Annotated in this window: 18 protein-coding genes and 1 tRNA gene; all 19 read right to left on the minus strand. The window is 45.8% G+C overall.

Annotation, left to right across the window (positions count from 1 at the left end):
- Nucleotides 1-11 precede the first annotated feature (11 nt).
- Nucleotides 12-512, minus strand: a complete 501-nt coding sequence (locus H7708_RS08430) for a hypothetical protein (RefSeq protein WP_223670135.1) — start codon at nucleotides 510-512, stop codon at nucleotides 12-14.
- Nucleotides 513-1,084: 572 nt separating this feature from the next.
- Nucleotides 1,085-3,205, minus strand: coding sequence for a polyribonucleotide nucleotidyltransferase (gene pnp, locus H7708_RS08435; protein ID WP_223670136.1), 2,121 nt, complete (start codon nucleotides 3,203-3,205; stop codon nucleotides 1,085-1,087).
- An 84-nt stretch (nucleotides 3,206-3,289) separates the two neighbouring features.
- Nucleotides 3,290-3,559, minus strand: coding sequence for a 30S ribosomal protein S15 (gene rpsO / locus H7708_RS08440; protein ID WP_223670138.1), 270 nt, complete (start codon nucleotides 3,557-3,559; stop codon nucleotides 3,290-3,292).
- A gap of 185 nt (nucleotides 3,560-3,744) precedes the next feature.
- Complete coding sequence (locus tag H7708_RS08445) at nucleotides 3,745-4,218, minus strand: alpha/beta hydrolase (RefSeq protein ID WP_223670140.1); 474 nt, start codon at nucleotides 4,216-4,218, stop codon at nucleotides 3,745-3,747.
- 88 nt (nucleotides 4,219-4,306) lie between these two features.
- The gene (gene truB, locus H7708_RS08450; RefSeq protein ID WP_223670142.1) at nucleotides 4,307-5,221 is read right to left on the minus strand and encodes a tRNA pseudouridine(55) synthase TruB; all 915 of its coding nucleotides are present in this window, start codon (nucleotides 5,219-5,221) and stop codon (nucleotides 4,307-4,309) included.
- A gap of 28 nt (nucleotides 5,222-5,249) precedes the next feature.
- Entirely contained in the window at nucleotides 5,250-5,618 is a 369-nt protein-coding gene (rbfA, locus tag H7708_RS08455; protein WP_223670144.1) for a 30S ribosome-binding factor RbfA, read from the minus strand.
- A gap of 27 nt (nucleotides 5,619-5,645) precedes the next feature.
- On the minus strand, nucleotides 5,646-8,276 hold the full coding sequence (gene infB / locus H7708_RS08460; protein WP_223670146.1) for a translation initiation factor IF-2: 2,631 nt from the start codon (nucleotides 8,274-8,276) through the stop codon (nucleotides 5,646-5,648).
- 18 nt (nucleotides 8,277-8,294) lie between these two features.
- Nucleotides 8,295-9,788 (minus strand): transcription termination factor NusA, encoded by a 1,494-nt coding sequence (gene nusA / locus H7708_RS08465; protein ID WP_223670148.1) that lies wholly within the window; start codon nucleotides 9,786-9,788, stop codon nucleotides 8,295-8,297.
- Nucleotides 9,789-9,843: 55 nt separating this feature from the next.
- Complete coding sequence (gene rimP / locus H7708_RS08470; RefSeq protein WP_223670149.1) at nucleotides 9,844-10,296, minus strand: ribosome maturation factor RimP; 453 nt, start codon at nucleotides 10,294-10,296, stop codon at nucleotides 9,844-9,846.
- A 289-nt stretch (nucleotides 10,297-10,585) separates the two neighbouring features.
- Nucleotides 10,586-10,662: transfer RNA gene (locus H7708_RS08475), tRNA-Met, on the minus strand.
- Nucleotides 10,663-10,877: 215 nt separating this feature from the next.
- Nucleotides 10,878-12,857, minus strand: coding sequence for a DUF2939 domain-containing protein (locus H7708_RS08480; protein WP_223670151.1), 1,980 nt, complete (start codon nucleotides 12,855-12,857; stop codon nucleotides 10,878-10,880).
- Between the two features lie 48 nt (nucleotides 12,858-12,905).
- Nucleotides 12,906-14,333 carry an NADH-quinone oxidoreductase subunit NuoN gene (nuoN, locus tag H7708_RS08485; protein WP_223670153.1) on the minus strand — a complete coding sequence of 476 codons (1,428 nt, stop codon included), beginning with the start codon at nucleotides 14,331-14,333 and terminating at the stop codon, nucleotides 12,906-12,908.
- A 3-nt stretch (nucleotides 14,334-14,336) separates the two neighbouring features.
- Complete coding sequence (locus H7708_RS08490; protein ID WP_223670155.1) at nucleotides 14,337-15,851, minus strand: NADH-quinone oxidoreductase subunit M; 1,515 nt, start codon at nucleotides 15,849-15,851, stop codon at nucleotides 14,337-14,339.
- 29 nt (nucleotides 15,852-15,880) lie between these two features.
- Nucleotides 15,881-17,899 carry an NADH-quinone oxidoreductase subunit L gene (nuoL, locus tag H7708_RS08495; protein ID WP_223670157.1) on the minus strand — a complete coding sequence of 673 codons (2,019 nt, stop codon included), beginning with the start codon at nucleotides 17,897-17,899 and terminating at the stop codon, nucleotides 15,881-15,883.
- Complete coding sequence (gene nuoK / locus H7708_RS08500) at nucleotides 17,899-18,201, minus strand: NADH-quinone oxidoreductase subunit NuoK (RefSeq protein ID WP_223670159.1); 303 nt, start codon at nucleotides 18,199-18,201, stop codon at nucleotides 17,899-17,901. The genes nuoL and nuoK overlap by 1 nt, the downstream gene beginning before the upstream one ends.
- The gene (locus tag H7708_RS08505; RefSeq protein WP_223670161.1) at nucleotides 18,198-18,863 is read right to left on the minus strand and encodes an NADH-quinone oxidoreductase subunit J; all 666 of its coding nucleotides are present in this window, start codon (nucleotides 18,861-18,863) and stop codon (nucleotides 18,198-18,200) included. Before H7708_RS08505 ends, nuoK begins: the two co-directional genes overlap by 4 nt.
- Nucleotides 18,864-18,887: 24 nt before the next feature.
- On the minus strand, nucleotides 18,888-19,379 hold the full coding sequence (gene nuoI, locus H7708_RS08510; protein WP_223670163.1) for an NADH-quinone oxidoreductase subunit NuoI: 492 nt from the start codon (nucleotides 19,377-19,379) through the stop codon (nucleotides 18,888-18,890).
- Nucleotides 19,376-20,416 (minus strand): NADH-quinone oxidoreductase subunit NuoH, encoded by a 1,041-nt coding sequence (nuoH, locus tag H7708_RS08515; RefSeq protein WP_223670165.1) that lies wholly within the window; start codon nucleotides 20,414-20,416, stop codon nucleotides 19,376-19,378. Before nuoH ends, nuoI begins: the two co-directional genes overlap by 4 nt.
- A complete protein-coding gene (gene nuoG / locus H7708_RS08520) occupies nucleotides 20,416-22,653 on the minus strand; it encodes an NADH-quinone oxidoreductase subunit NuoG (protein WP_223670166.1) in 2,238 nt (745 codons plus the stop codon). Before nuoG ends, nuoH begins: the two co-directional genes overlap by 1 nt.
- Between the last annotated feature and the right edge of the window lie 14 nt (nucleotides 22,654-22,667).

The raw sequence follows: 22,667 nt of genomic DNA on the forward strand, positions 1-22,667 counted from the left end.
TGCTTTTTTAACTACTTGCTGGCTTTTTTATACAAACCATTAAAAATAGTTTTCCAGGTCTTACCTTCATCCGTAGACACCTGCCATACCTGACGCACATTATCTGCAACGGGTGTCCAGGTAATTTTATTGAGTACAACACCATTACGACCTTGAGTTACCCCTTGCAATACCATCGCATCTTTCACTAAACCGCCATCCAATTGCAGTAAACTTCCACGGTTATCGACCCAGGTCTGATGCCACTGCTGACTGCTGTTATCGTAGATATTAAAGCTATGCCCGACACTACCACTAACACCGCGCCAGCTTTCTTTTAAACTACAATCATTGAGAATTTTCTCGATCGTATTCTCCCCAACCTTCTTACCTTTAGGATTAAACACCTCCCACTCGCCAACCCAGAAGTCGAACTGATGATATTCATCATCAGAACATGGCTGTTGTTTCTTCTCAGCTCCACTGGCTATAAAGCCAGTTACTAATAATAAAGTTAGTATCAGGTATTTCATAAATGCTCCGTCTTATTCAGTTACCGCACACTATTTTATATGTTCATTTTCTTTGTTCTTCAAGCATTCCCTACGGTCACTTATCCAAAGAAAAGGAACCAAAAGAAACGACACTCCGGTCACCTGGTCTTCGACTCCCTTGCGTTTCTCGTGATAATTGGCAAACTTTAAGGGAGAGTAACAAGTGCAAACCTTTAGCACCCTGGATCCCGTTATATTTAGCTGAGTACACTTAAAGTCATAGCAATTCAAATCGTGGATGATTTGAATAGTTAAATTCAGCACATGGAGGTGCTGTATTTAACGGTGCGTATAGTGACTTAAAGTTTGCGAAGGCAGCCATTCCTTGAATGGCCTAAATATAGGGGTGGACTTCTTTTTGGTTACTTTTCCTTGTCCACACAAGAAAGAGTAACTCGCTGAGTAGCGAAACATACTCTTAATAGTAAATTTTTATCCACAAAGTTAGACCAGATTGACCATAAATTGATATTTGGTGTATAGGAAACTCAAAAAGGTAATAATAAAAAAGGGAGCCGAAGCTCCCTTTTTTATATGTAACGAGTAAATAATTACTCTTGACCAGCCGGCGCTTCTTCCTGCGCAGGCGGATCAATTAAAGCTTTCATACTTAAACGAATTCGACCTTGGCGATCAACTTCCAGTACTTTAACTTTAACAATGTCACCTTCTTTCAGGTAGTCCGTTACTTTGTTCACACGCTCATGAGCGATTTGTGAAATATGTACCAGACCATCACGTCCAGGAGTCAACTCAACGAAAGCACCGAAGTCTGCGATACGAACAACCTTACCGTCAAACTCCATGCCCGCTGTAATTTCCATTGTCATCATTTCGATACGGCGAACGGCTTCTGCAGCACCTTCCGAATCGCTTGATGCAACTTTAACTGTACCATCGTCTTCGATTTCAATTGTAGCACCTGTTTCTTCTGTTAGGGCGCGGATAGTAGAACCACCCTTACCGATAACTTCTGAAATTTTGTCTACTGGAATCTTAATCGCTGTAATACGCGGAGCGTGCTCAGAAATATCATCACGAGGCTTGTCGATTGCTTCGTTCATGACGCTCAAGATATGTAAACGACCACCTTTTGCCTGGTGTAATGCCTTTTCCATGATTTCTTGAGTGATACCATCGATTTTGATATCCATCTGAAGAGCTGTGATACCGTCAGAAGTACCCGCAACTTTAAAGTCCATATCACCAAGGTGATCTTCATCACCCAGGATGTCAGATAGAACCACAAAGTTTTCGTCTTCTTTAACTAAGCCCATGGCGATACCAGCAACAGGAGCTTTCATCGGTACACCCGCATCCATTAATGCCAGTGAAGTACCACAAACAGAAGCCATTGAGCTTGAGCCGTTTGATTCAGTGATTTCCGAAACGACACGTAGCGTATAAGGGAAGTCAGCCATGCTTGGAACCATCGCAGCAACACCACGCTTGGCCAAACGACCGTGACCAATCTCACGACGCTTCGGTGAGCCCATGAAGCCAGTTTCACCTACACAGTATGGAGGGAAGTTGTAGTGCATCATGAAGTGGTCTTTGCCTTCGCCCATAATGCTGTCTTTAATCTGTGCGTCACGCTCAGTACCTAAAGTCGCCACGACTAAAGCCTGAGTTTCACCACGAGTAAAGATTGCAGAACCGTGCGTGCGAGATAATACTCCAGTACGGATATCCAATGCACGAACCATATCTGGTTCACGGCCATCGATACGTGGCTGGCCTGAAACGATGCGAGTACGTACCACTTCTTTTTCGATGTCGTGGAAGATTTCTTTCACTTCATCCGCAGAAGGTTGACCTTCTTCTTCGCCCGCTAAAGCTTCTACTGCTTCTGCAGATAGCTCGCTAATTTTGTCATAACGATCAGCCTTATCGGCAATTTGATACGCTTCAACGATAGCGCCATGCATTTTCTCTTTAACAGCAGTGTACAGAGCCGTGTTCTTCTCTGGTGCTGTCCAATCCCAAGCAGGCTTACCTGCTTCAGCTTGTAATTCTTTAATTGCCTGGATAGCAACTTGTAATTCTTGATGGCCATACATGACCGCACCAAGCATTACGTTTTCTGGTAATTCGTCAGCTTCTGACTCAACCATCAATACCGCTTTATCCGTACCCGCAACCATCAAGTCTAGCTTTGAGTTAGCCATGTCAGTTGTTGAAGGGTTTAACGCATATTCACCATCGATATAACCCACGCGCGCTGCACCAATTGGGCCAGCAAATGGGATACCAGAAATAGCTAGTGCTGCTGATGCACCAATCATTGATGGTACTGCAGGATCAACTTCTGGGTTAATTGAAACGATAGTGATCACGACCTGAACTTCGTTCAAAAACCCTTCTGGGAATAATGGACGCAATGGACGGTCAATTAAACGCGCGGTTAGCGTTTCTTCGTCTGAAGGTCGACCTTCACGCTTCAAGAAACCGCCAGGGATTTTACCCGCAGCATATGTTTTTTCTTGATAGTTAACTGTCAGCGGGAAAAAGCCTTGACCTTCTTTTGCTTCTTTTTTACCAACAACGGATACAAACGCTGTAGTTCCTTCAACATCAACAATTACTGCTCCTGATGCTTGACGAGCTACACGTCCTGTTTCGATAGTGACTTCACGGCCACCGTATTGAAATGATTTTTTTGTATAATCCACAATATTTTCCTGTTTTAGTTACTACACTTCCAGAACCTACTTCGTCTGAAAGCAAAAAGGGGCCTGACGGCCCCTTAATTCTGACTAGCGACGTAGACCCAGTTTCTTAATTAAGTCTGAGTAACGTGCTTGATCTTTACGCTTTAAGTAGTCCAACAATTTACGACGCTGGCTTACCATGCGTAGCAAACCACGACGAGAGTGGTGGTCATGCTTATGAGCCTTGAAATGATCTTGCAAGTGGTTGATTTGCGCTGATAGTAACGCTACTTGCACTTCCGGAGAACCCGTGTCGCCTTCAACGCGAGCGTGTTCTTTTACAATTTCTGCTTTCTGTTCTGCACTTAGTGACATATTTCTTTGTCTCCAATTTCGGGCACAAGACCCAAGTTTTATGTACAAGCCAGCCAATCACTAATTCAGCCGACTCAATGAATGCGCGATTGTACCTTAATTTCGGGGCTTTCAGCAAGAAAAACCCATCTCCGCGCATAGATTCTACCTTAAAAAGAAAAGTAGCCGGGGTTTCGGGGTATTTTCTACTGATTCGCCACGCTACGCAACGATAGTTCGGGATATTGGCGGCGACAGTTCTGCAAAAATTGTATAAAACAGGACTCTGTTTCAGACAACTTTTCGCGTAATCTGTGACCACCATCAAATACATGTAGATCGGCTTTTGCCGTCTGGGCAAAACGGATAACGTTATCCACCGGAACAATATCATCACGCCAGCCGTGAACAACAGTTACCGGACAGTTCAGCTTCTCTAACTCTGCTTCTGCATAACCATCCATATAGACCGCAGGAGATATCAAAAATATCCCCATGGGATCATTGCTCAACCCCGCTACCGCAGAAACATACCCACCCATGCTTGTCCCTACCAAAATGTAAGGTCGTGACAGGTTCATTAAATAATTGTTAAGCTTCGTGACCCGCTCATTGGTCGGTAATCGACGGTAGTCCAGAGACTCGACGTCGAAACCTTTCTCTTCGCAAATTTTTGACAAGGCTTGAATCCTGTTGCCCTTTGGGCCAGATACTTTACCGTGAGAAAATATAACTAATGGCTTTACCACTGGGTTCATAGCATCCTTCTTAATCCTGCTTTATTAAACGACGAGGGGCAACCTTGCCATCGTCATCAAGACAACCAATTCCCAAAAAGCCCTGTGGACTTTTCAGAATAAACTCTTCGCTTTCTGGAGCACCGCTTATTTGAACAGACTGCCCCAGGCAAATGTAATACGCCTGATCATCATCCAGCTCGAGCGAAGGGATATGTTGCAGTGCTTCTTCTAACGGTATTAATAGCTCATCCATCGCCCGCTTTTCATCAGCCTGTTTCATCGTTTCCAGCTGCGGCATAGTAACGCAGTCTGACAGCTGTAGATGACTGACTGCCGTGCGGCACAAGTCTCGAACATGCGCCCCACAACCCAGTTCATCCCCAATATCTTCGACCAAATTTCTGATATAAGTTCCCTTTGAACAATGAACATCAAGTTCAAAAGTATCGCCGTCGAAACTTAACAAATTGATGGAGTGAATAGTCACTTCCCGTGCTTCCCTTTCAACTTCGATACCTTCTCGAGCTAATTTATATAACGGTACCCCGTCTTTCTTTAAGGCAGAATACATCGATGGTACTTGACTGATAGTACCAATAAATTGCTGCACAACCTTAACCAGTTGCTCCTCCGTAACATCCACCGGTTTCTCTTCGATTACTTCGCCTTCACGATCTGACGTTGTAGTCTTCTGACCCAACTTGCCTACCACACGATATTTTTTATCCGCATTCAGCAAAAACTGAGAGAACTTAGTAGCTTCGCCGAAGCAAATGGGTAGTACCCCGGTGGCGATAGGATCCAAAGCTCCGGTATGACCGGCTTTTTGCGCGAAATAAAGATATTTAACCTGCTGTAGAGCCTTATTCGAGGTCATATCCATCGGTTTATCAAGCAATAAAATACCGGTAATATCACGACCGCGTTTACGACGTCTTGCCATTAGTTGCTCCAGAATTTAAGAACTGAACTTAGGAGTGTTTTTTCTTATCCGCCGATATGGCGTCTTCGATAAGGCTGGACATACGTTGCCCTTCCTTAATCGACTTATCATAGAAAAAGCGCAATGTAGGCACACTACGCAAACGCATCTCTTTGGCGAGTTGAGTGCGTAAAAAGCCAGCAGCTCCCCGCACGACTTCCAACGCTTCATCAATCTCTTCCTGCTCATCTTTGCCGAGAAAAGTCATGAAAACTTTGGCATTTTGCAGATCACTAGAGACCTCGACAGCAGAAACGGTCGCTAAACCAAGTCGAGGATCTTTCATTTCACGTTGGAAGACCAGAGCCAGCTCACGCTGGATCTGATCGGCAACTCTACTGGCTCTTGCTTGGGACATATTGTTACTCGATGTTTCTTGATGGAATTACAGTGTACGTTTCACTTCAAAAACTTCGAAAACCTCGATTTGATCACCAGGCTTCACGTCATTGTAGTTCTTAACACCAATACCACATTCCATATCTTTACGAACTTCATTCACATCGTCTTTATAACGGCGAAGAGATTCTAATTCACCTTCATAAATCACCACGTTATCACGAAGAACGCGAATTGGACTGTGACGCCTAACGACGCCTTCAACCACCATACAGCCGGCAATAGCACCCAGTTTTGGCGATTTAAAGACATCACGCACTTCAGCCAAACCAATAATTTCTTGACGCGATTCTGGCGACAGCATACCGCTAAGAGCAGCTTTCACATCTTCAATCGCTTCATAAATCACGCTGTAGTAACGGATTTCTACCGCTTCTTTTTCAGCAACTTTACGCGCCGTGCCGTCTGCACGAACGTTAAAACCAATAATCACAGCACTCGACGCAGCAGCTAACGAAACGTCAGTTTCTTTAATGCCGCCGACACCGCTGGAAATCACTTTAACTTCAACTTCATCAGTCGCCAAATCCGTTAATGATTTACTCAGGGCTTCAACCGAACCTTGAACGTCAGCTTTAATAATCACGTTCAACTGTTTGGTTCCTTCATCGCTGCCCATGTTAGCGAACATATTCTCTAACTTGGCTTTTTGCTGACGCGCCTGGAACTCTTCTCGCTGTTTGGTTTCGCGACGATCGGCAATATCACGAGCAGTACGCTCATCAGCGACAACCGCAGCTTCATCACCGGCCACAGGGACACCTGACAGACCTAGTACCTCAACTGGAATAGAAGGGCCAGCTGACTCAATGTTCTGTCCATTTTCATCCAATAGGGCTCGAACACGACCATAGTGAGTCCCTGCTAACAGGATATCCCCTTTATGCAACTGCCCTTTTTGAACCAGAATGGAAGCAACCGCACCGCGACCTTTATCCAGACGTGCTTCAATCACGAAGCCTTTCGCAGCACCTTCATCAACAGCTGTTAGTTCCAATAACTCTGACTGCAATAGGATTGACTCTAATAAATTATCAACACCTTCACCCGACTTCGCGGAAACGTTCACAAACTGCACGTCACCACCCCAGTCTTCCGGGATAACGTCATGCTGTGATAACTCATTTTTCACACGATCGGCATCGGCTTCAGGTTTATCAATTTTGTTGACTGCTACAATCATCGGAACACCAGCAGCTTTCGCGTGCTGAACCGCTTCGATTGTTTGTGGCATAACACCATCGTCGGCAGCCACAATTAAAATTACGATATCGGTCACTTCGGCACCACGAGCACGCATCGAGGTAAACGCTGCGTGGCCTGGCGTATCCAGGAATGTCACCATGCCGCGTTCAGTTTCAACATGATAAGCACCGATATGCTGAGTAATACCACCGGCTTCGCCCGTCGCTACGTGAGACGCACGGATGTAGTCCAATAGCGATGTTTTACCATGGTCAACGTGGCCCATAATGGTCACCACAGGAGCACGCGGTTTACCGTCACCTTCATCCGTCATTGCTTCTGATAGCGCAGCTTCTTCCATCGCGTTTTCGTTAACCAACACTGGATTATGGCCCATCTCTTCAACGATCAAACTGGCTGTTTCCTGATCAATTGACTGATTAACGGTTGCCATAACACCAACTTTCATCATAGCCTTCATTAACTCTGGCGCTTTCACAGCCATTGCTTTTGCCAATTCCCCAACGGTAATCGCTTCAGGGATTTGAACATCATGAATAATGGTGTCTGTTGGCTTCTTAAAGCCATGTTTCTTCATATTATCGGGTGCCTGATACACTTTCTTTTTGGATGCACCGCCGCGCTTATTCTTTTCTTCAAAAGCTTTTGCGACCAAATCTGCATCACTGGTTTTCTTTTTGCCTTTTTTCTTCTTACGTCTCTTATTCGGGCCTGATTTCTCTTCAAAGTCACGCAAAGACATTGGTTTCGCAGGTTTGTTCGGATCCGCTTTTACCACTTTCTCTTCTGGTTCCTGCTTTTCCTCTAACTGCTTTTCAATCTTTTGCTTAACTTTTTCAACAGACTTTTTCGGTTTCTTCGCCTGCCCTTTATCTTGCTTGGCGGTTTTCCCAGTCTCTTCCGCTTTGCGCTTGGCTTCCTCTTCCGCCTTACGCTTAGCCTCGGCTTCTGCCTCCGCTTTGCGCTTAGCTTCCTCTTCCGCCTTACGCTTGGCCTCGGCTTCTGCTTCCGCTTTGCGTTTCGCTTCTTCTTCCGCCTTACGTCTGGCTTCCTCTTCTGCCTGACGAGCCGCTTCTTCTTCCGCAGCAAGCTTTTCGACTTCTTCACTAGAACGCTTAACGTAAGTACGCTTCTTTTTTACCGCAACTTGTACAGACTTTTTCTTACCTTCCGAACTCGTTACGCTTAATGTGCTTTTCTTAGTGCGGCTCAAAGTAATCTTCTTTGGGCCAGTAGCCTCATCGCCACCATGAGACTTTTGCAAATAAGCGAGCAACGACTTCTTCTGTTCTTCCGAAATCGTTTCATCGGCACTTTTTATTTTTGAGCCAGCCGCCTCTAACTGCTCCAGCAGTTTGTCAACTGGAGTATTTAAGGTTTCGGCAAATTGTTTTACTGTAGTTTCTGACATTTAGTCTCCCCGCTTAAGTTATTCTTGCTCCTCGAACCAAGGAGCACGCGCGGTCATAATTAATTGAGCAGCACGCTCATCATCCAGTTCTTCAATATCCACTAAATCATCCACTGACTGTTCAGCTAAATCTTCCATGGTAATAACGCCACGGCTAGCTAGAACGTACGCCAAGTGACGATCCATACCGTCCATGTTAAGCAAATCTTCAGCTGGTTCGTTTTTCTCTAACTGTTCTTCACTAGCAATCGCTTTGGTTAGAAGAATGTCTTTCGCGCGGGATTTTAACGCATCGATCAAATCTTCATCAAAACCTTCGATTTCCAGCATTTCTGACTGAGGCACATAAGCGACTTCTTCTAACGTAGTGAAGCCTTCCTGTACCAAAATCTGTGCTAAATCGTCATCAACGCCCAAGTCGTCAGTAAACAAACTAACAATGGCTTCTGTTTCCGACTGGTTTTTCTGAGCAAACTCTTCCTCAGTCATGACATTCAATTCCCAGCCAGTTAACTCACTGGCCAAGCGAATGTTCTGGCCATTACGGCCAATCGCTTGTGCTAATTGTTCTTCATCAACAGCGATATCCATGCTGCGATTATCTTCATCAACAACAATAGACACAACTTCAGCCGGTGCCATCGCATTAATCACAAACTGCGCAGGATTGTCATCAAACAGCACGATATCAATACGTTCACCGTTTAACTCACCTGTCACCGCCTGTACTCGAGCACCGCGCATACCAACACAGGCGCCAACCGGGTCAATGCGTTTATCATTGGTCTTAACTGCAACCTTGGCTCGAGAGCCTGGGTCTCGAGCAGCACCTTTAATTTCAATAATTTGCTCACCAATTTCAGGAACCTCTATGCGGAATAACTCTTCCAACATTTCGGGACGCGTACGGCTCACAAATAGTTGCGGACCACGATTTTCATCCTTAATGGTATACAGTAAACCGCGTACGCGATCACCAGCACGCACCGTTTCTCGCGGCATCATTTCATCACGTTGAATGACTGCTTCTGCGTTATTACCCAAATCTAAATAGATGTAATCACGGGTGATTTTCTTTACCACGCCCGTAATGAGCTCGCCCACACGATCGCGGAATGCTTCAACTGTCTTCGCACGCTCGGCTTCACGGACCTTCTGTACAATGACCTGCTTAGCAGTTTGAGCTGCGATACGACCGAATTCAATCGACTCGATCTGCTCTTCAACATGAGCGCCAAGCTCAATATCTGGGCTCTCAACCTGGGCTGCAGATAACGTTGTTTCCGTTAAAGGATCTTCAACTGCATCATCTTCGACCACAGTCCAACGACGGAATGTATCGTATTCACCAGTTTCACGATCGATGTCAACACGCACATCAATATCCACACCGTGCTTTTTCTTAGTAGCTGTAGCTAGCGCAGCTTCTAAAGCACCGAAAATCACCTCTGGCTTGACGTCCTTTTCATTGGAGACGGCCTCAACCACTAACAAAATTTCTTTACTGCTCATACGTGTTAACCTTCAATAAAACTCGCGATTATCTTTAACTTTAATCCTTTCGAGATTAATACTTTGCGATCAACTGGGCTTTCTCAACCTGCTGGACGTTAATATCGTGTGATTCACCGTCCACCACCAAACTGATAATGCCATTATCTACTTGTTTAATAGTACCTTTAAACTTACGGCGGCCATTGATTGGCACCGATAGACGCAATTCAGCATCTTCACCCACATACTGAGCAAACTGCTGCTCCGTAAATAAAGGTCTATCCATCCCAGGCGATGAGATTTCTAAGTTGTAGTAGCCGTTAATAGGATCTTCTACATCCAACACACCACTCACCTGGTGACTTACTTCCGCGCAGTCGTCCACAGAGATGCCATTCTCATGCTCAATAAAAACCCGCAAAATTGAATGTTTGCCTTGTGACAAATATTCCAGACCCCAGAACTCAAAGCCAGCGGCTTCAACGGCTGGGCGAATTATCTGCTCAAGTTGTGACTGTTTACTCATTGCGCTCTCTAAATACTCTCTTTATTCGACAAAACATAAATGCCAAATACAAAAAAAGGCCCTTATGGCCCCATCATTTATTAAACTGTTGAGCATAAAGCTCAATCTATCTATATGACGGGCTAAAGGATACTAGCGATAAAGCCTGTTATCCACTTTACCCAGACCGGCTTGTCGTTTAAAACGAGCAAACCTACAAACAACAAAGCCCCTATAGAAGGGGCTTTATTATTATATTCATAATATAAAATCAGTCAATTTTTACACCAATGACTGACTTTTTAGAATTTGGTAGCGGGGGCCAGATTTGAACTGACGACCTTCGGGTTATGAGCCCGACGAGCTACCAGGCTGCTCCACCCCGCATCCATATTTACTTATTAGACTCTGGTATACCTAATAAGTTTGACTCTAAAAGCCATGTCTCCGTAGGAAGTTTTAGCTTGTCCCTACATCAACGTGAGACGCATTATACTCACTTAGAACGCTTTGACAAGGGGTATTTTGAAGATTCTGTTAAGTTTCTTTATAACGCTATCAAACCCTGATTTCAGCTTATCAAATCAGGGCTAGAAACCTGACTAACAATCGCTACTTTCTTTACACTTTTCGTCCAATAGCTCCGGCACTTCCTGTTCTATCTCAAAGGTAACTTTATCCCATTCTGAGACCGTATCGACCTCTATATAAGCCAAGTCGCCCCAAAAAACATACTCCTCACTATCCCAGTTATGTGGCAATGCGTTTGATACTTCAGCTAGACGCATCCCTTCTTTATTGTAGCCTCTAAGTCGAAGCCACTCTTTTTTTAATTTTTTATTATGAGATAAGGCGCTGGGGAACCAGATAACCCCAGGAACAGCTTCACCACTATGATACCTTCGCGTCTCAATAGTCACCGGGTAGTCAATAACAATCCTGCCCTTAAACATATCGATATCCAAAGGTAGTTTCTGTTCTCTATCTTTGGTGTCAGCATAAAAGTTGAAACCCTTCCGATGGCGGTGAGGAGTAAATCTAACACTATCTACAGGCACCCCCGACTTCAGAGCCTTCAACTCGATTTCATCATAGCTTGCATAACGGCTATTAGCTATCTCCTCAGCCTTCAGCTTTAAAGCAGGGTAATTAAATTGTCGCTCATCACTTTTCCGGTAAGCTGAAATTTCTACCAGCTCCTTAAATTCACCCTCTTCAAAATCTCTAAACGCCGGCTCGTTAAAGCTATTATCAAAGTAACGATCAACATCGACTTTCCCTAAAAGTTCTATGGATTCTGCTTTCGGTTCTAAATTAGCATGAACCGTCTCCGTAAACTGCTCATACTTAGTAGGGAAAAGTAAAACGATAGACTCAGCTTTTCCATAAAAAACAGCATCCTTTTTACCATTAACTTGTTGCTGCCCTTTCATACTCATTCCACCTTTGCTATCCACTTCAAGCCTTTTACCTTCATCGTCAAAAGCCATAATAATGGCTTCATACTGATGGTACTTTGTCGGGTAAGAGTAATCTATTTTTATCCTTTGCTTGGAAACCTGAGTTACGGTAAAGCTAACCTGGTCATCCGTTTGGCTCTCACCATCTTCTGACAGCTCAAACTCAAACCGTTTCCAACCAGCTGGGTAACTAAAAGTGACATTCCCCTGAACCAGTGCCAGCTGGTCTTCCTTCACACCAGTTTTGATGTAAGCTTCACTCTGCCAACCACCAAACCTAAGTCCTTGAAACTCTTCGGACTGTTCCTTTAAGTTTTTTTCTTCCTTGTCCGTCAGCTCTGACTTTAATAAATCTTTGCCATCACTCCCAATAACTTTATTCCAGTCTACCTTGTATCCAACGTTAAAGGGCAGCTGCTCAAAGTCATTTTGTATAACTAACCGCTCATTAAATATGGCATAAACGAAAAAGTGTTTCTTTAAATAATTTTTTAAAAATGTTTTGTCATTTGCCTGCTCGAACGAAATTTTCGTTTGGTGGTACTTTGCTTTACCATATTTATCAGAATCCTCAACTTCCTTAATGGAACCATCGGATTGGTAAATCTTGGTCGTGGTTTCTGACTTCTTTGCTGACCGCTGCTCTTCATCAGCCTTAAGCGCCACCGTCTTTAAAATCCAGTTTCCACTCTGTCTTTCAAAGTTAAAATCGACTTCTTTGGTCACCACTCTAAAGCGATTAAAGCCGGTAAAGTAAGCCCACTGCCAGGTATCTTCTTCAATTGCTTTAGCTTTTTGTTGGATCTGTTTGATTGACTTTCCTTTGAGCAGCGCCTGCAAACCTTCTGGACTTAACGCCATCTCAGAAATCATCTTTGTCATCGGTTCCAAAAATGCCATGGCCATGCCTGCCATCGGATCCTTCTTCACTTGTTCCTGCATAGCGGCTTTAAGGCTAGTTGCAATACTTTGTTTTAATGCCTCTTCATCGACTAACTGCAGTAATTCATCAGCAGTCTCAGCATTCGCCACTTTTTCTTTAAACGCACCGGCCAAATAGTACGGATAAACAATAACACCAAAAATAATTAATAAAAGAATCCCTATGATGATTTTTTTCATCCTTCACCTCTCTACTTATATTTTCTTAATATTAGAATGATTATATTGTTATAAATACTCAAATGCCTGCCGGCATAATTCGAGCAACTTACTTGGAAATACCCCTAGTGCAACCACGCTAAGGCTGGTCAGTCCCAGCCCCAGACGCAGGCCTCGAGCAGCAATGATCTTTTGCTCTGTCTCGGGTTCGTCAAAGAAAATCACTTTGACCACCTTCAGGTAATACACCAGTCCGATAATCGACATCACAGCACCCAGCACGGCCAACCAGATAAAGCCTGCATTCAATACCGCCAGGAAGACTTCCAGCTTGGCCCAAAAACCAACGAATGGCGGTAGACCAGCCATGGACAGGAAGAGGAAGCTGATCAAGAGACCGCCCCATGGGTTCTTCCGCCCCAAGCCTTTCAGCTGATCGATATCTTTAACGTCTTCAGAACCCTGTCCCAAATAAATCAAGCAACCAAAGCCGCCAAGCGACATGATGGCATAAATCAAAATATAAAAGAAAGAAGCGCTAAAACCAGCGGCTGTACCGCTGATAATTCCCAGCAGGAAGTAGCCGATATGGGCAATCGCCGAATAAGCCAATAAGCGTTTAATATTGCTTTGTGCTAACGCAACGATGTTTCCGAGTAGCATGGATAAGCTGGCGAGAATGATCAAGAGCCCCTGCCAGTCCACTGCAATACCGATAAAACCGTAACCAAAAATTCGGATGGCCAGACCAAATGCAGCAACTTTAGGTGCTGAAGATAAGAAGGCGGTGGTCGAGGTCGGTGCGCCATCATACACATCAGGCACCCACATCTGGAACGGCACGGCGCCAAACTTAAAGGCAATGGCGACAACAATAAACACCAGACCGAACCGTAACGTTAAGCTGGCATCATTCTGAGCAAGGTACGCGGCAATATCGGTCAGGTGAATTTGCTGAGTCACACCATAAATCAAGGACATGCCATAGAGCAGGAAACCACTCGCTATCGCCCCCATCACAAAGTATTTCACCGCGGCTTCGGCGGCCTGATACGAGTGACGTTGCATTGCGACTAAGGCATATAACGATAGCGACAACAGCTCCAAGCCAAGATATAAGGTCAACATGCTGCCACCGCTGGCCAATACCATCATGCCGAGCACGGCAAATAAGTGCAGCAGGTAATATTCGCCTCTTAAAATACGCCGCGGCAAAATATAAGGACGTGCGAATAATAACGCTAACATCGCCAAAACGATAACGCTAATTTTGATGATCCCTGCCATCGGATCCAGCACATAGTGCCGTCCATACAAGTGGTACTGTAACTGTGGGAACTGCACCACACAGATAATGGCAGTCGTTAATAGCGCCAACTGTGTTAAGCGATAGGTTAAATTGCGATCCAGGTCTTTAGAGAAGACATCAATCAACAGGATCACGCAGCCAGCAGTCAGCAAGAACATTTCAGGAAGTAAGTGCATCAAATTATACATTGCCTAGCCTCCTCCCAACTTACTGTTTCCAGCAAAATCCAGTAACTGCTCAATACTCGGCTGCATCACACTGATTAACAGCTGCGGATAGACGCCAAGCGTTACAATAAAAATGGCTAATACAATCAAAATGGTCTTCTCACGACCATTAACATCATCAAGCCGTGCAATATTCTCATTCGCCGGTTTACCAAAAATAACGCGTTTATAGAACCAAAGGCTGTAGGCCGCACCCAGGACGAGGGTCAAAGCAGCAAACAGGGCAATCCGCCAGTCCGCCTGAAACGAAGAAATGATGACAAAAAATTCACCTACGAAACCTGACGTTCCCGGTAGTCCTGCGTTGGCTAAAATGAATAACATTAACAGGGTGGCAAAGACAGGCATACTGTTTACCACGCCACCAAAGTCGCTAATTTGCCTGGTGTGCAAACGGTCATACAAGACCCCAATACAGAAGAACAGTGCACCGGAAATCAGGCCGTGAGAAATCATCTGTACCATGGCACCCTGCATTGCCATGGACTGAGCATCGGGATTGAGCAACTGCAAAACGATAAAACTACCTAAAGTCACGAAACCCATATGCGCGATGGAGGAGTAGGCGATCAGTTTTTTCATGTCTTTTTGCGCCAGCGCCACAAAACCAATATACACGATGGCGATCAGAGACAGGATGATCAGGATATCGGCGAACGATGCAGCCGCATCAGGTGTAATCGGTAAACTGAACCGAAGGAAGCCATAACCGCCCATTTTCAACATAATCGCAGCCAGAATCACCGAACCACCGGTTGGCGCTTCGACATGGGCATCCGGTAACCAGGTATGTACTGGTACCATCGGAATTTTCACTGCGAAAGCGATCAGGAAAGCCCAGAAAATCCAGCTCTGTTCTGTAGCCGATAAAGGCATTTGTCGCATCGCATCAATGGCAAAACTGCCCGCATCTCGCCCCATATAAATCAGGGCCACTAACATAAAGATCGAACCAAAAAAGGTATAAAGAAAAAACTTCAGTGTGGCATAAATTCGATTCGGACCGCCCCAGATCCCGATCATGAGAAACATCGGGATCAACATCGCTTCCCAGAAGACATAAAACAGAATGCTATCCTGTGCTAGAAAGACACCATTCATCGCACCAGTCAGTAACAATACAGCTGCCACAAATTGCGTTTGTCGAAAACGAATGGATGTGGTCGCCCCAAACAGCACCAGTAGGTTAATCAGTGACGTCAGCATCACCAACGGCAAGGAAATGCCATCGGCTCCCAACTTATACTCGATATTCAAGGAAGGGATCCATCTGGCCTGCTCACTAAACTGAAATGCAGCAGTGGTGCGATCAAACTCAACAAACAGCCAAACGCACAACACCAGTACTATCAGTGAAATCAGCAGCGCAAATCGTTGACTCCAGGCCAACATCTTGTCGCCGGGGCCAAGCAACACCAGCACCCCGCTGAGAAGCGGTAGCCAAATGAGTAAACTTAAAACCGGTAACTGCTCTAACATAAATTTTTATTATCCATGTCTATCCCCTCTTACCCTCTAAATATTAACCAGGCCAAGAAGGCAACCAAACCCACCAGCATAAACAACGCATAGTGGAACAGGTAGCCTGTTTGTAACTTACGAACTTTCAATGCAATATGTTTTAGCGTTTGTGCACTGCCATCGATGATTCCTTCATCGATCACCGCTTTATCGCCATAGCGCCAAAGAACCTGACCTAGCCAATGACCACCACGAGCAAACACTTTCTGGTTTAACTCATCAAAGAAATACTTATGCTCCAACAATCGCTTTACCGGCTTAAGGAAAATGGCCCACATGGTAATAAAGCGTGGCGCCCAACCGTAAACGATGATGGCAATGGTAATACCGGTTAGTAACATGATAAAGACCGGGTTCATCATGCCATGCAGAGCAAAATTGATAGCGCTGTCATAATGCTGTTCAACAACTGCCAGCACATTATGTTGCTCCAGCACACGAATCGAGTCATCAAAGAAAGTCGTAAACAGCAGTGGTTTAGTAAAAATAAAACCAGCGACCAGAGACGGCACCGCCAACGCTATTAAAGGCCAGGAGATCACTTTAGGTGACTCCTGTAACTCTTCGTACAGCTGCGGTTCTACGTTGGTTTTGCCGTGGAACACAACCAGAAGTAGCCTTACGCTGTAAACGGCGGTGACAAGTACTCCCGTTAATACCGCAAAATAAGCAAAACTGCTAAAACCTCCCTGAGCGCTACTGACCGCAGAGATGATCGTATCTTTTGAGTAAAAGCCTGAGAAGAAAGGTGTCCCGATAAGCGCTAAAGTACCAATAAGCGTACACCAGTAAGTTATCGGCAACTTCTTATAAAGCCCACCCATTTTTCGGATGTCCTGCTCATGGTGCAGCGCCACGATAACCGAGCCCGCGCCCAAAAAGAGTAAGGCTTTGAAAAAGGCATGCGTAAATAAATGAAATATAGCCGCCGAATAAGCTGACACGCCTAAAGCGACGACCATGTAACCCAGCTGTGACAGGGTCGAATAGGCAATAATGCGTTTAATGTCATTTTGCACAATCGCTACCAGTCCCATAAACAAGGCCGTTATGGCACCAATCACCGTGATCATCGCTAAGGCCGTTTCGGAAAACTCAAACAAAGGCGACATCCGCGCCACCATAAAGACACCGGCAGTAACCATGGTAGCAGCATGGATCAAAGCGGAAATCGGCGTTGGACCTTCCATCGAATCTGGTAGCCACACATGCAGTGGGACCTGGGCTGACTTACCCATAGCACCGATAAAGAGGCAGATACAGATAAAGCTCATCGCAGACCATTCCAGCCCCCCCCAAACAGCAAACGTCTGATCCAGCCCGACCAGCGCCAGCGCATTGGTGGGTTGCTGATCGCCTAAAGAAACCAGCTCTTCGGCCAGTCCCATGGTTTTAAAAACCGGTGCATAGTCCAAAGTACCAAATAACAGGAAAATGCCGCCTATTCCCAGTATGAAACCAAAATCACCGACACGATTAACCAAAAAGGCTTTCATGTTGGCGAAAATGGCCGTTTCTTTCTGGTACCAGAAACCGATCAATAAGTAAGACATGACACCGACAGCTTCCCAGCCAAAGAACAGCTGTAAAAAGTTATTCGACATGACCAGCATCAGCATCGAAAAGGTAAATAAGGAGATATAACTGAAGAATCGTTGATAACCGTCATCATCGTGCATATAACCGATCGAGTAAATATGCACCATCAGGCTGATGAAAGTCACCACCAACATCATGATTGCGGTCAGGCTATCTAACAGAAAGCCAATTTGAATCGTGAGTCCACCAAAGCTGGCCCACTCATATACAGTGACATCCACGGCTGTAGCATCACCCCATAAAAAACTGAAGAACCAGTTCACCGCAATAACAAAAGAAATAAAAACACCGGCGATAGTTATTCGGTGGGTCAGTACCTTGCCCAGTTTTTTACCCAACAAACCAGCAACAATCGCCCCCACCAAAGGCGCCAGTACAGCGAGTAATAACTGAGCTTGAATCGTCATCAGCCTTTTAACTCCTTCAGTTCGTCGACGTCAATTTTCTTATTGGTGCGGAACAACACTACCAGAATCGCCAATCCAATAGCGGCTTCGGCAGCGGCAACCGTTAAAATAAAGAAGACAAAAATTTGTCCCACCTCGTCATTCAGGTAACGTGAAAAAGCAATAAAATTAGTGTTCACGGCAAGTAACATCAGCTCAATACACATCAGTAACGTGATCACATTTTTGCGATTGATGATGATTCCAACAACACTGATCGAGAACAGCAAAGCACTGACGATCAGATAGTGTGTTAAGCTCATGAACCGCCCCCTTTTTTGCGTCGTATTCTTTTCTTCTTCTCGGTTTTCTCCTGACCGTCCTGCCTTGGCCCTGATTCCATGCTGACAACACGCAACCGCTCTTCTTTACTCGCCTGATGTTGCATCGGAACGCTTTGGCCACGACGGTCTCGTCGTCCACGGAACGTTAAACTGATGGCAGCGACAATTGCCACCAGCAAAATGACGCCAGCCACTTCAAAAGCAAAAAAGTAATCGGTATATAGCAACCGGCCCAGCTCGGTCACGTTACTGTAATCAGCGCCGTGCTTTGCCGGCTCAGGCATCTGCTCCACGCCAAACACTTCACTGCGAATAACCCAGTAGATACCGCCAAACAAGGCTAGCGCAGTAATAATGCCGAGTGGCAAATATTTGGTATAACCAGCTTTGAGGCTGGCATAATCTACATCCAGCATCATCACCACGAACAAAAACAAAACCATGACCGCACCGACATAAACCAGAACCAGAGTTACCGCGAGAAACTCGGCTTCTAGCAGCATCCATAAGACCGCAGCAGAGAAGAACGTCAGCACCAGACACAGCACGGCCTGCACCGCGTTACGCATTGTGATAACACCGATAGCACCAACAAGAGTTAACGTTGCAAATAAATAAAATACGACGGATTCAACGGTCATTCGCCATCCTTCTCAGTGCTGTTCTTATCGATATTTTGCATCTTGCCTTCTATCCTCAGCGATCTGCTCTTCGTATTTATCACCAATCGCCAATAGTTGTGCTTTAGTTAAAATATGATCGCCCCGCTTTTCAAAGTGATAATCCATCACACGAGTTTCGACAATCGAATCCACCGGGCACGACTCTTCACAAAAGCCACAGTAGATACACTTGAACATATCAATTTCATAGCGCGTAGTACGTCGCGTTCCATCACTCTGTCTTGGGCCAGCATCTATCGTGATTGCTGCCGCAGGACAAACCGCTTCACACAGTTTGCAGCCGATACAACGCTCTTCGCCATTAGGGTAACGTCGTAAAGCATGCAGTCCACGAAAGCGAGGAGACTGTGGCGTTTGTTCCTCTGGAAACTGGATGGTGACTTTTCGGCGCCACAAATGCTTACCGGTGATGCGCAACCCGGTTAACAGATCGCGCAAGGTGAAGCTTTTAAAGAAGTGTTTTAACTTACTCATAACACACCTCTTCCGGTAAACCAGGGACCGACACCGGCTTTGATCATAAAGGTTAATATCATTAACCAAACCACCGTTACGGGAATAAACACCTTCCAGCCTAAGCGCATAATTTGATCATAACGGTAGCGCGGGAAAGTTGCTCTTAGCCATATCATAAGGAATAAAAAGAATCCGGCTTTTAGAAGCAGCCAGGCGATACCGGGAATCCAGCCCGTTACTTCTTCAACAAATGGAATTCCCTGAAAGGGATTTAACCAGCCTCCGAAGAAAAATAAGGTGGTTAACACCGAGATTAAAATCATATTGGCATATTCAGCCAGGAAAAATAGCGCGAAGGAAATTCCAGCATATTCAACGTGGAATCCGGCCACAATTTCCGATTCGCCCTCCGGCAGATCAAATGGCGCACGATTGGTTTCAGCCACACCGGAAACCCAGTAAATAACCAAAAGAGGCAATAGCGGGATCCAGAACCAATGCAACAAACCACCGTCCTGAGCCTTGACGATTTCACCAAGGTTCATACTGCCCGATGCCATCAACACACCAACCAGTGCAAAGCCCATGGCGATTTCATAGGAGATAATTTGTGAGGCAGAGCGTAGCGAGCCTAATAAGGCGTATTTCGAGTTCGATGCCCAGCCCGCAATGATCACACCATAGACAGCAATCGAAGTCATGGCCAAGATATAAAGTAAACCAACATCGCTGTTAGCCAGTGCTAATTCGACGTCAAAGGGGATTACCGCCCAGGCAGCAAAAGACGGCGCGATAAACAATATCGGAGCCAACAGAAACAAAGCCTTGTTAGAACCCGATGGTACCACCACCTCTTTCATCAATAATTTGATGACGTCAGCGATCGGTTGCAACCAGCCTTTGGGCCCGACGCGGTTTGGTCCCAGACGCATCTGCATGTAACCGATAATCTTACGCTCGGCATAAGTAGTGTAAGCCACAGCAAGGATCAGAGGCAGCAGGATCAGACCAATTTTGGCGCCGATAACGAAGAAGTCGATGATCATATCCAGCATCAGACTCCTCCAACAATATTATGGAATGGGCTTAAACGTGGACGCTTCAGAATTTCACGGCCCTGGGCCAAAGCCGTTTGCTGCAGTGATGGTGCTCGACGCAGCCAACCATCAATCTGATACATATTGACTGGACGAGGAGCGAAACCATCGCGTGGTAGAGTCTCCGGGCATTGCCATTTCGGCTTAATACGATCGCCAACAGCGCTTAGACGACCTTTGACTTCCTTGCGCACATCTTCTGCCGAGACATAGTCGAAATTTTTTAAATTAAGTAAATTGCCGAGCACGCGCAACACTTTCCAGGCCGGCTTGGCCTCGCCCGGCGCACTGACCACAGCAGCAAAATCTTGCCACAACCCATTGACGTTTACGTAGGACCCGGACGTTTCGAGAAAACTAGCCACTGGCAATACGATATCGGCATACTCAAAGGCCTCATCGTCCGCATGACAGGTCAGTGCCACCACAAAATCGGCCTGCGCTAAACTTCGGCGAGCCTCTTCGGCAATGACGCTTTCTTTACCTGGTTCAGTTTTAAGCAGCACATAAGATTTCTTGTTCTGCTCAAACAAATCTTTAATGTGTTGTCCATTCTGCTCAACGTCAGCCCCCGCAGGACCACGGTGCGGTATAGCTCCCGCCAGATAGGCGCCGACACTATTGCCGCCGTGAGGGAAAAAGCCATAACTCGAGCCAGACAGATTGGCGATTGCTTTTGCCAGCAAACGAATATGACCGGCGTAACTGAACTCCAGGGCGCTGGCACCAAGGATAATGCTGGCCTTATCCGCTTGCAGCAGCATACCTGCGACTTCACGATGCTCCTCCTGCACATTAATTGGAGCAATTAAGGTTTCCAACCCCTCCAGATCCATAGCGTCAGCCCAATGTTCTTTGTCACTAGCCGCTTGATTCTCATAAAGATATTTTGCTATCGCAGCTAACTGCACCAGCCAGGTTTCAGCATCGGTAATAATTTCATGCTTAACATCGAAATTGTGATAAACCGGATACAGACCAATTGATGCAATATCACCATAACGCGTCGCTTTACGCACTCGCAGCGATGCCAATGGTTGCTCCTTGCGTAAGTTAGCACCAATTAATAGACAAGCATCCAGGTTTTCTAAGTCTGACAGCTCGACTCCTAACTCGGGATGCAGTGGTTCAAACTTTTGCCATGCGAAATCAGTCACCCGTAAACGGTGATCAATATTGTTGGAGCCCAAGCCGCGCATCACTTTCTGTAGCAAGTACATCTCTTCCGTGGTCGAGCTTGGGTGCGCAATGGCAGCGACCTGATCGGCACCATCGGTTTGCGATATCATGTTGAGTTTACTGGCAGTACGCTCCAATGCTGTCTCCCAGTCGACCTCTTTCCAGTCAGCACCGTTTTGCCGCATCATCGGCTTTAACAGGCGTTCACTTTTATCCAGCGCCTGATGGGAATACCGATCACGATCGGCCAACCAGACTTCGTTAACGGCTTCATTATCCTTTGGTACTACGCGAATAACCCGGTTACGTAATGTATGTACGTGCAAATTAGCACCTATACAATCGTGGGGTGAGACAGAATCACGCTGTGTCATTTCCCAGGAACGCGCCTGATAACGAGAAGGCTTATCGGTTAAGGCCCCGACCGGACATAAATCAATGATATTTCCCGAAACCTCAGAGTCGACCGACTGCTCGATGAAAGTGCTGATCTCCATATGCTCACCCCGACCGACCGCTCCCAGCTCACGAATGCCAGCAACTTCACGACCAAAACGAACGCAGCGGGTGCAATGAATACAGCGCGTCATTTCGGTTTCAATCAAAGGCCCTAAATCTTCATCGACGACTGCCCTTTTTTTCTCGCTAAAACGCGATACATCATTTCCATACTCTAACGCCACATCCTGCAGCTCACACTCCCCACCCTGATCACAGATAGGGCAGTCGAGCGGGTGGTTAATCAGTAGAAACTCCATGACCGACTTTTGCGACTCTTGTGCGAAGTCGGACTGAGTTTTCACCACCATGCCATCGGAAATTGGGGTCGCACAGGCCGGTAGAGGTTTCTTAACGCCATCCACTTCGACCAGACACATGCGGCAATTGGCAGCGATCGATAGTTTTTTGTGGTAACAAAAACGAGGGATGGTGATGCCGTTGGCATCGGCCACCTCAATAATCATAGCGCCTTGTTCGGCTTCTATTTTTTTACCATCAATTTCTATTGAAACCATGGAAACTCGCTAAC

This window comes from Kangiella shandongensis (assembly GCF_020005365.1).
GTDB lineage: Bacteria > Pseudomonadota > Gammaproteobacteria > Enterobacterales > Kangiellaceae > Kangiella > Kangiella shandongensis.

Excerpts from the sequence above, each read along its gene's own strand:
- H7708_RS08430 (WP_223670135.1), bottom strand. The coding sequence starts at position 512 with ATGAAATACCTGATACTAACTTTATTATTAGTAACTGGCTTTATAGCC.
- rpsO (WP_223670138.1), bottom strand. The coding sequence starts at position 3,559 with ATGTCACTAAGTGCAGAACAGAAAGCAGAAATTGTAAAAGAACACGCT.
- truB (WP_223670142.1), bottom strand. The coding sequence starts at position 5,221 with ATGGCAAGACGTCGTAAACGCGGTCGTGATATTACCGGTATTTTATTG.
- rbfA (WP_223670144.1), bottom strand. The coding sequence starts at position 5,618 with ATGTCCCAAGCAAGAGCCAGTAGAGTTGCCGATCAGATCCAGCGTGAG.
- infB (WP_223670146.1), bottom strand. The coding sequence starts at position 8,276 with ATGTCAGAAACTACAGTAAAACAATTTGCCGAAACCTTAAATACTCCA.
- nusA (WP_223670148.1), bottom strand. The coding sequence starts at position 9,788 with ATGAGCAGTAAAGAAATTTTGTTAGTGGTTGAGGCCGTCTCCAATGAA.
- rimP (WP_223670149.1), bottom strand. The coding sequence starts at position 10,296 with ATGAGTAAACAGTCACAACTTGAGCAGATAATTCGCCCAGCCGTTGAA.
- H7708_RS08480 (WP_223670151.1), bottom strand. The coding sequence starts at position 12,857 with ATGAAAAAAATCATCATAGGGATTCTTTTATTAATTATTTTTGGTGTT.
- nuoN (WP_223670153.1), bottom strand. The coding sequence starts at position 14,333 with ATGTATAATTTGATGCACTTACTTCCTGAAATGTTCTTGCTGACTGCT.
- H7708_RS08490 (WP_223670155.1), bottom strand. The coding sequence starts at position 15,851 with ATGTTAGAGCAGTTACCGGTTTTAAGTTTACTCATTTGGCTACCGCTT.
- nuoL (WP_223670157.1), bottom strand. The coding sequence starts at position 17,899 with ATGACGATTCAAGCTCAGTTATTACTCGCTGTACTGGCGCCTTTGGTG.
- nuoK (WP_223670159.1), bottom strand. The coding sequence starts at position 18,201 with ATGAGCTTAACACACTATCTGATCGTCAGTGCTTTGCTGTTCTCGATC.
- H7708_RS08505 (WP_223670161.1), bottom strand. The coding sequence starts at position 18,863 with ATGACCGTTGAATCCGTCGTATTTTATTTATTTGCAACGTTAACTCTT.
- nuoI (WP_223670163.1), bottom strand. The coding sequence starts at position 19,379 with ATGAGTAAGTTAAAACACTTCTTTAAAAGCTTCACCTTGCGCGATCTG.
- nuoH (WP_223670165.1), bottom strand. The coding sequence starts at position 20,416 with ATGCTGGATATGATCATCGACTTCTTCGTTATCGGCGCCAAAATTGGT.
- nuoG (WP_223670166.1), bottom strand. The coding sequence starts at position 22,653 with ATGGTTTCAATAGAAATTGATGGTAAAAAAATAGAAGCCGAACAAGGC.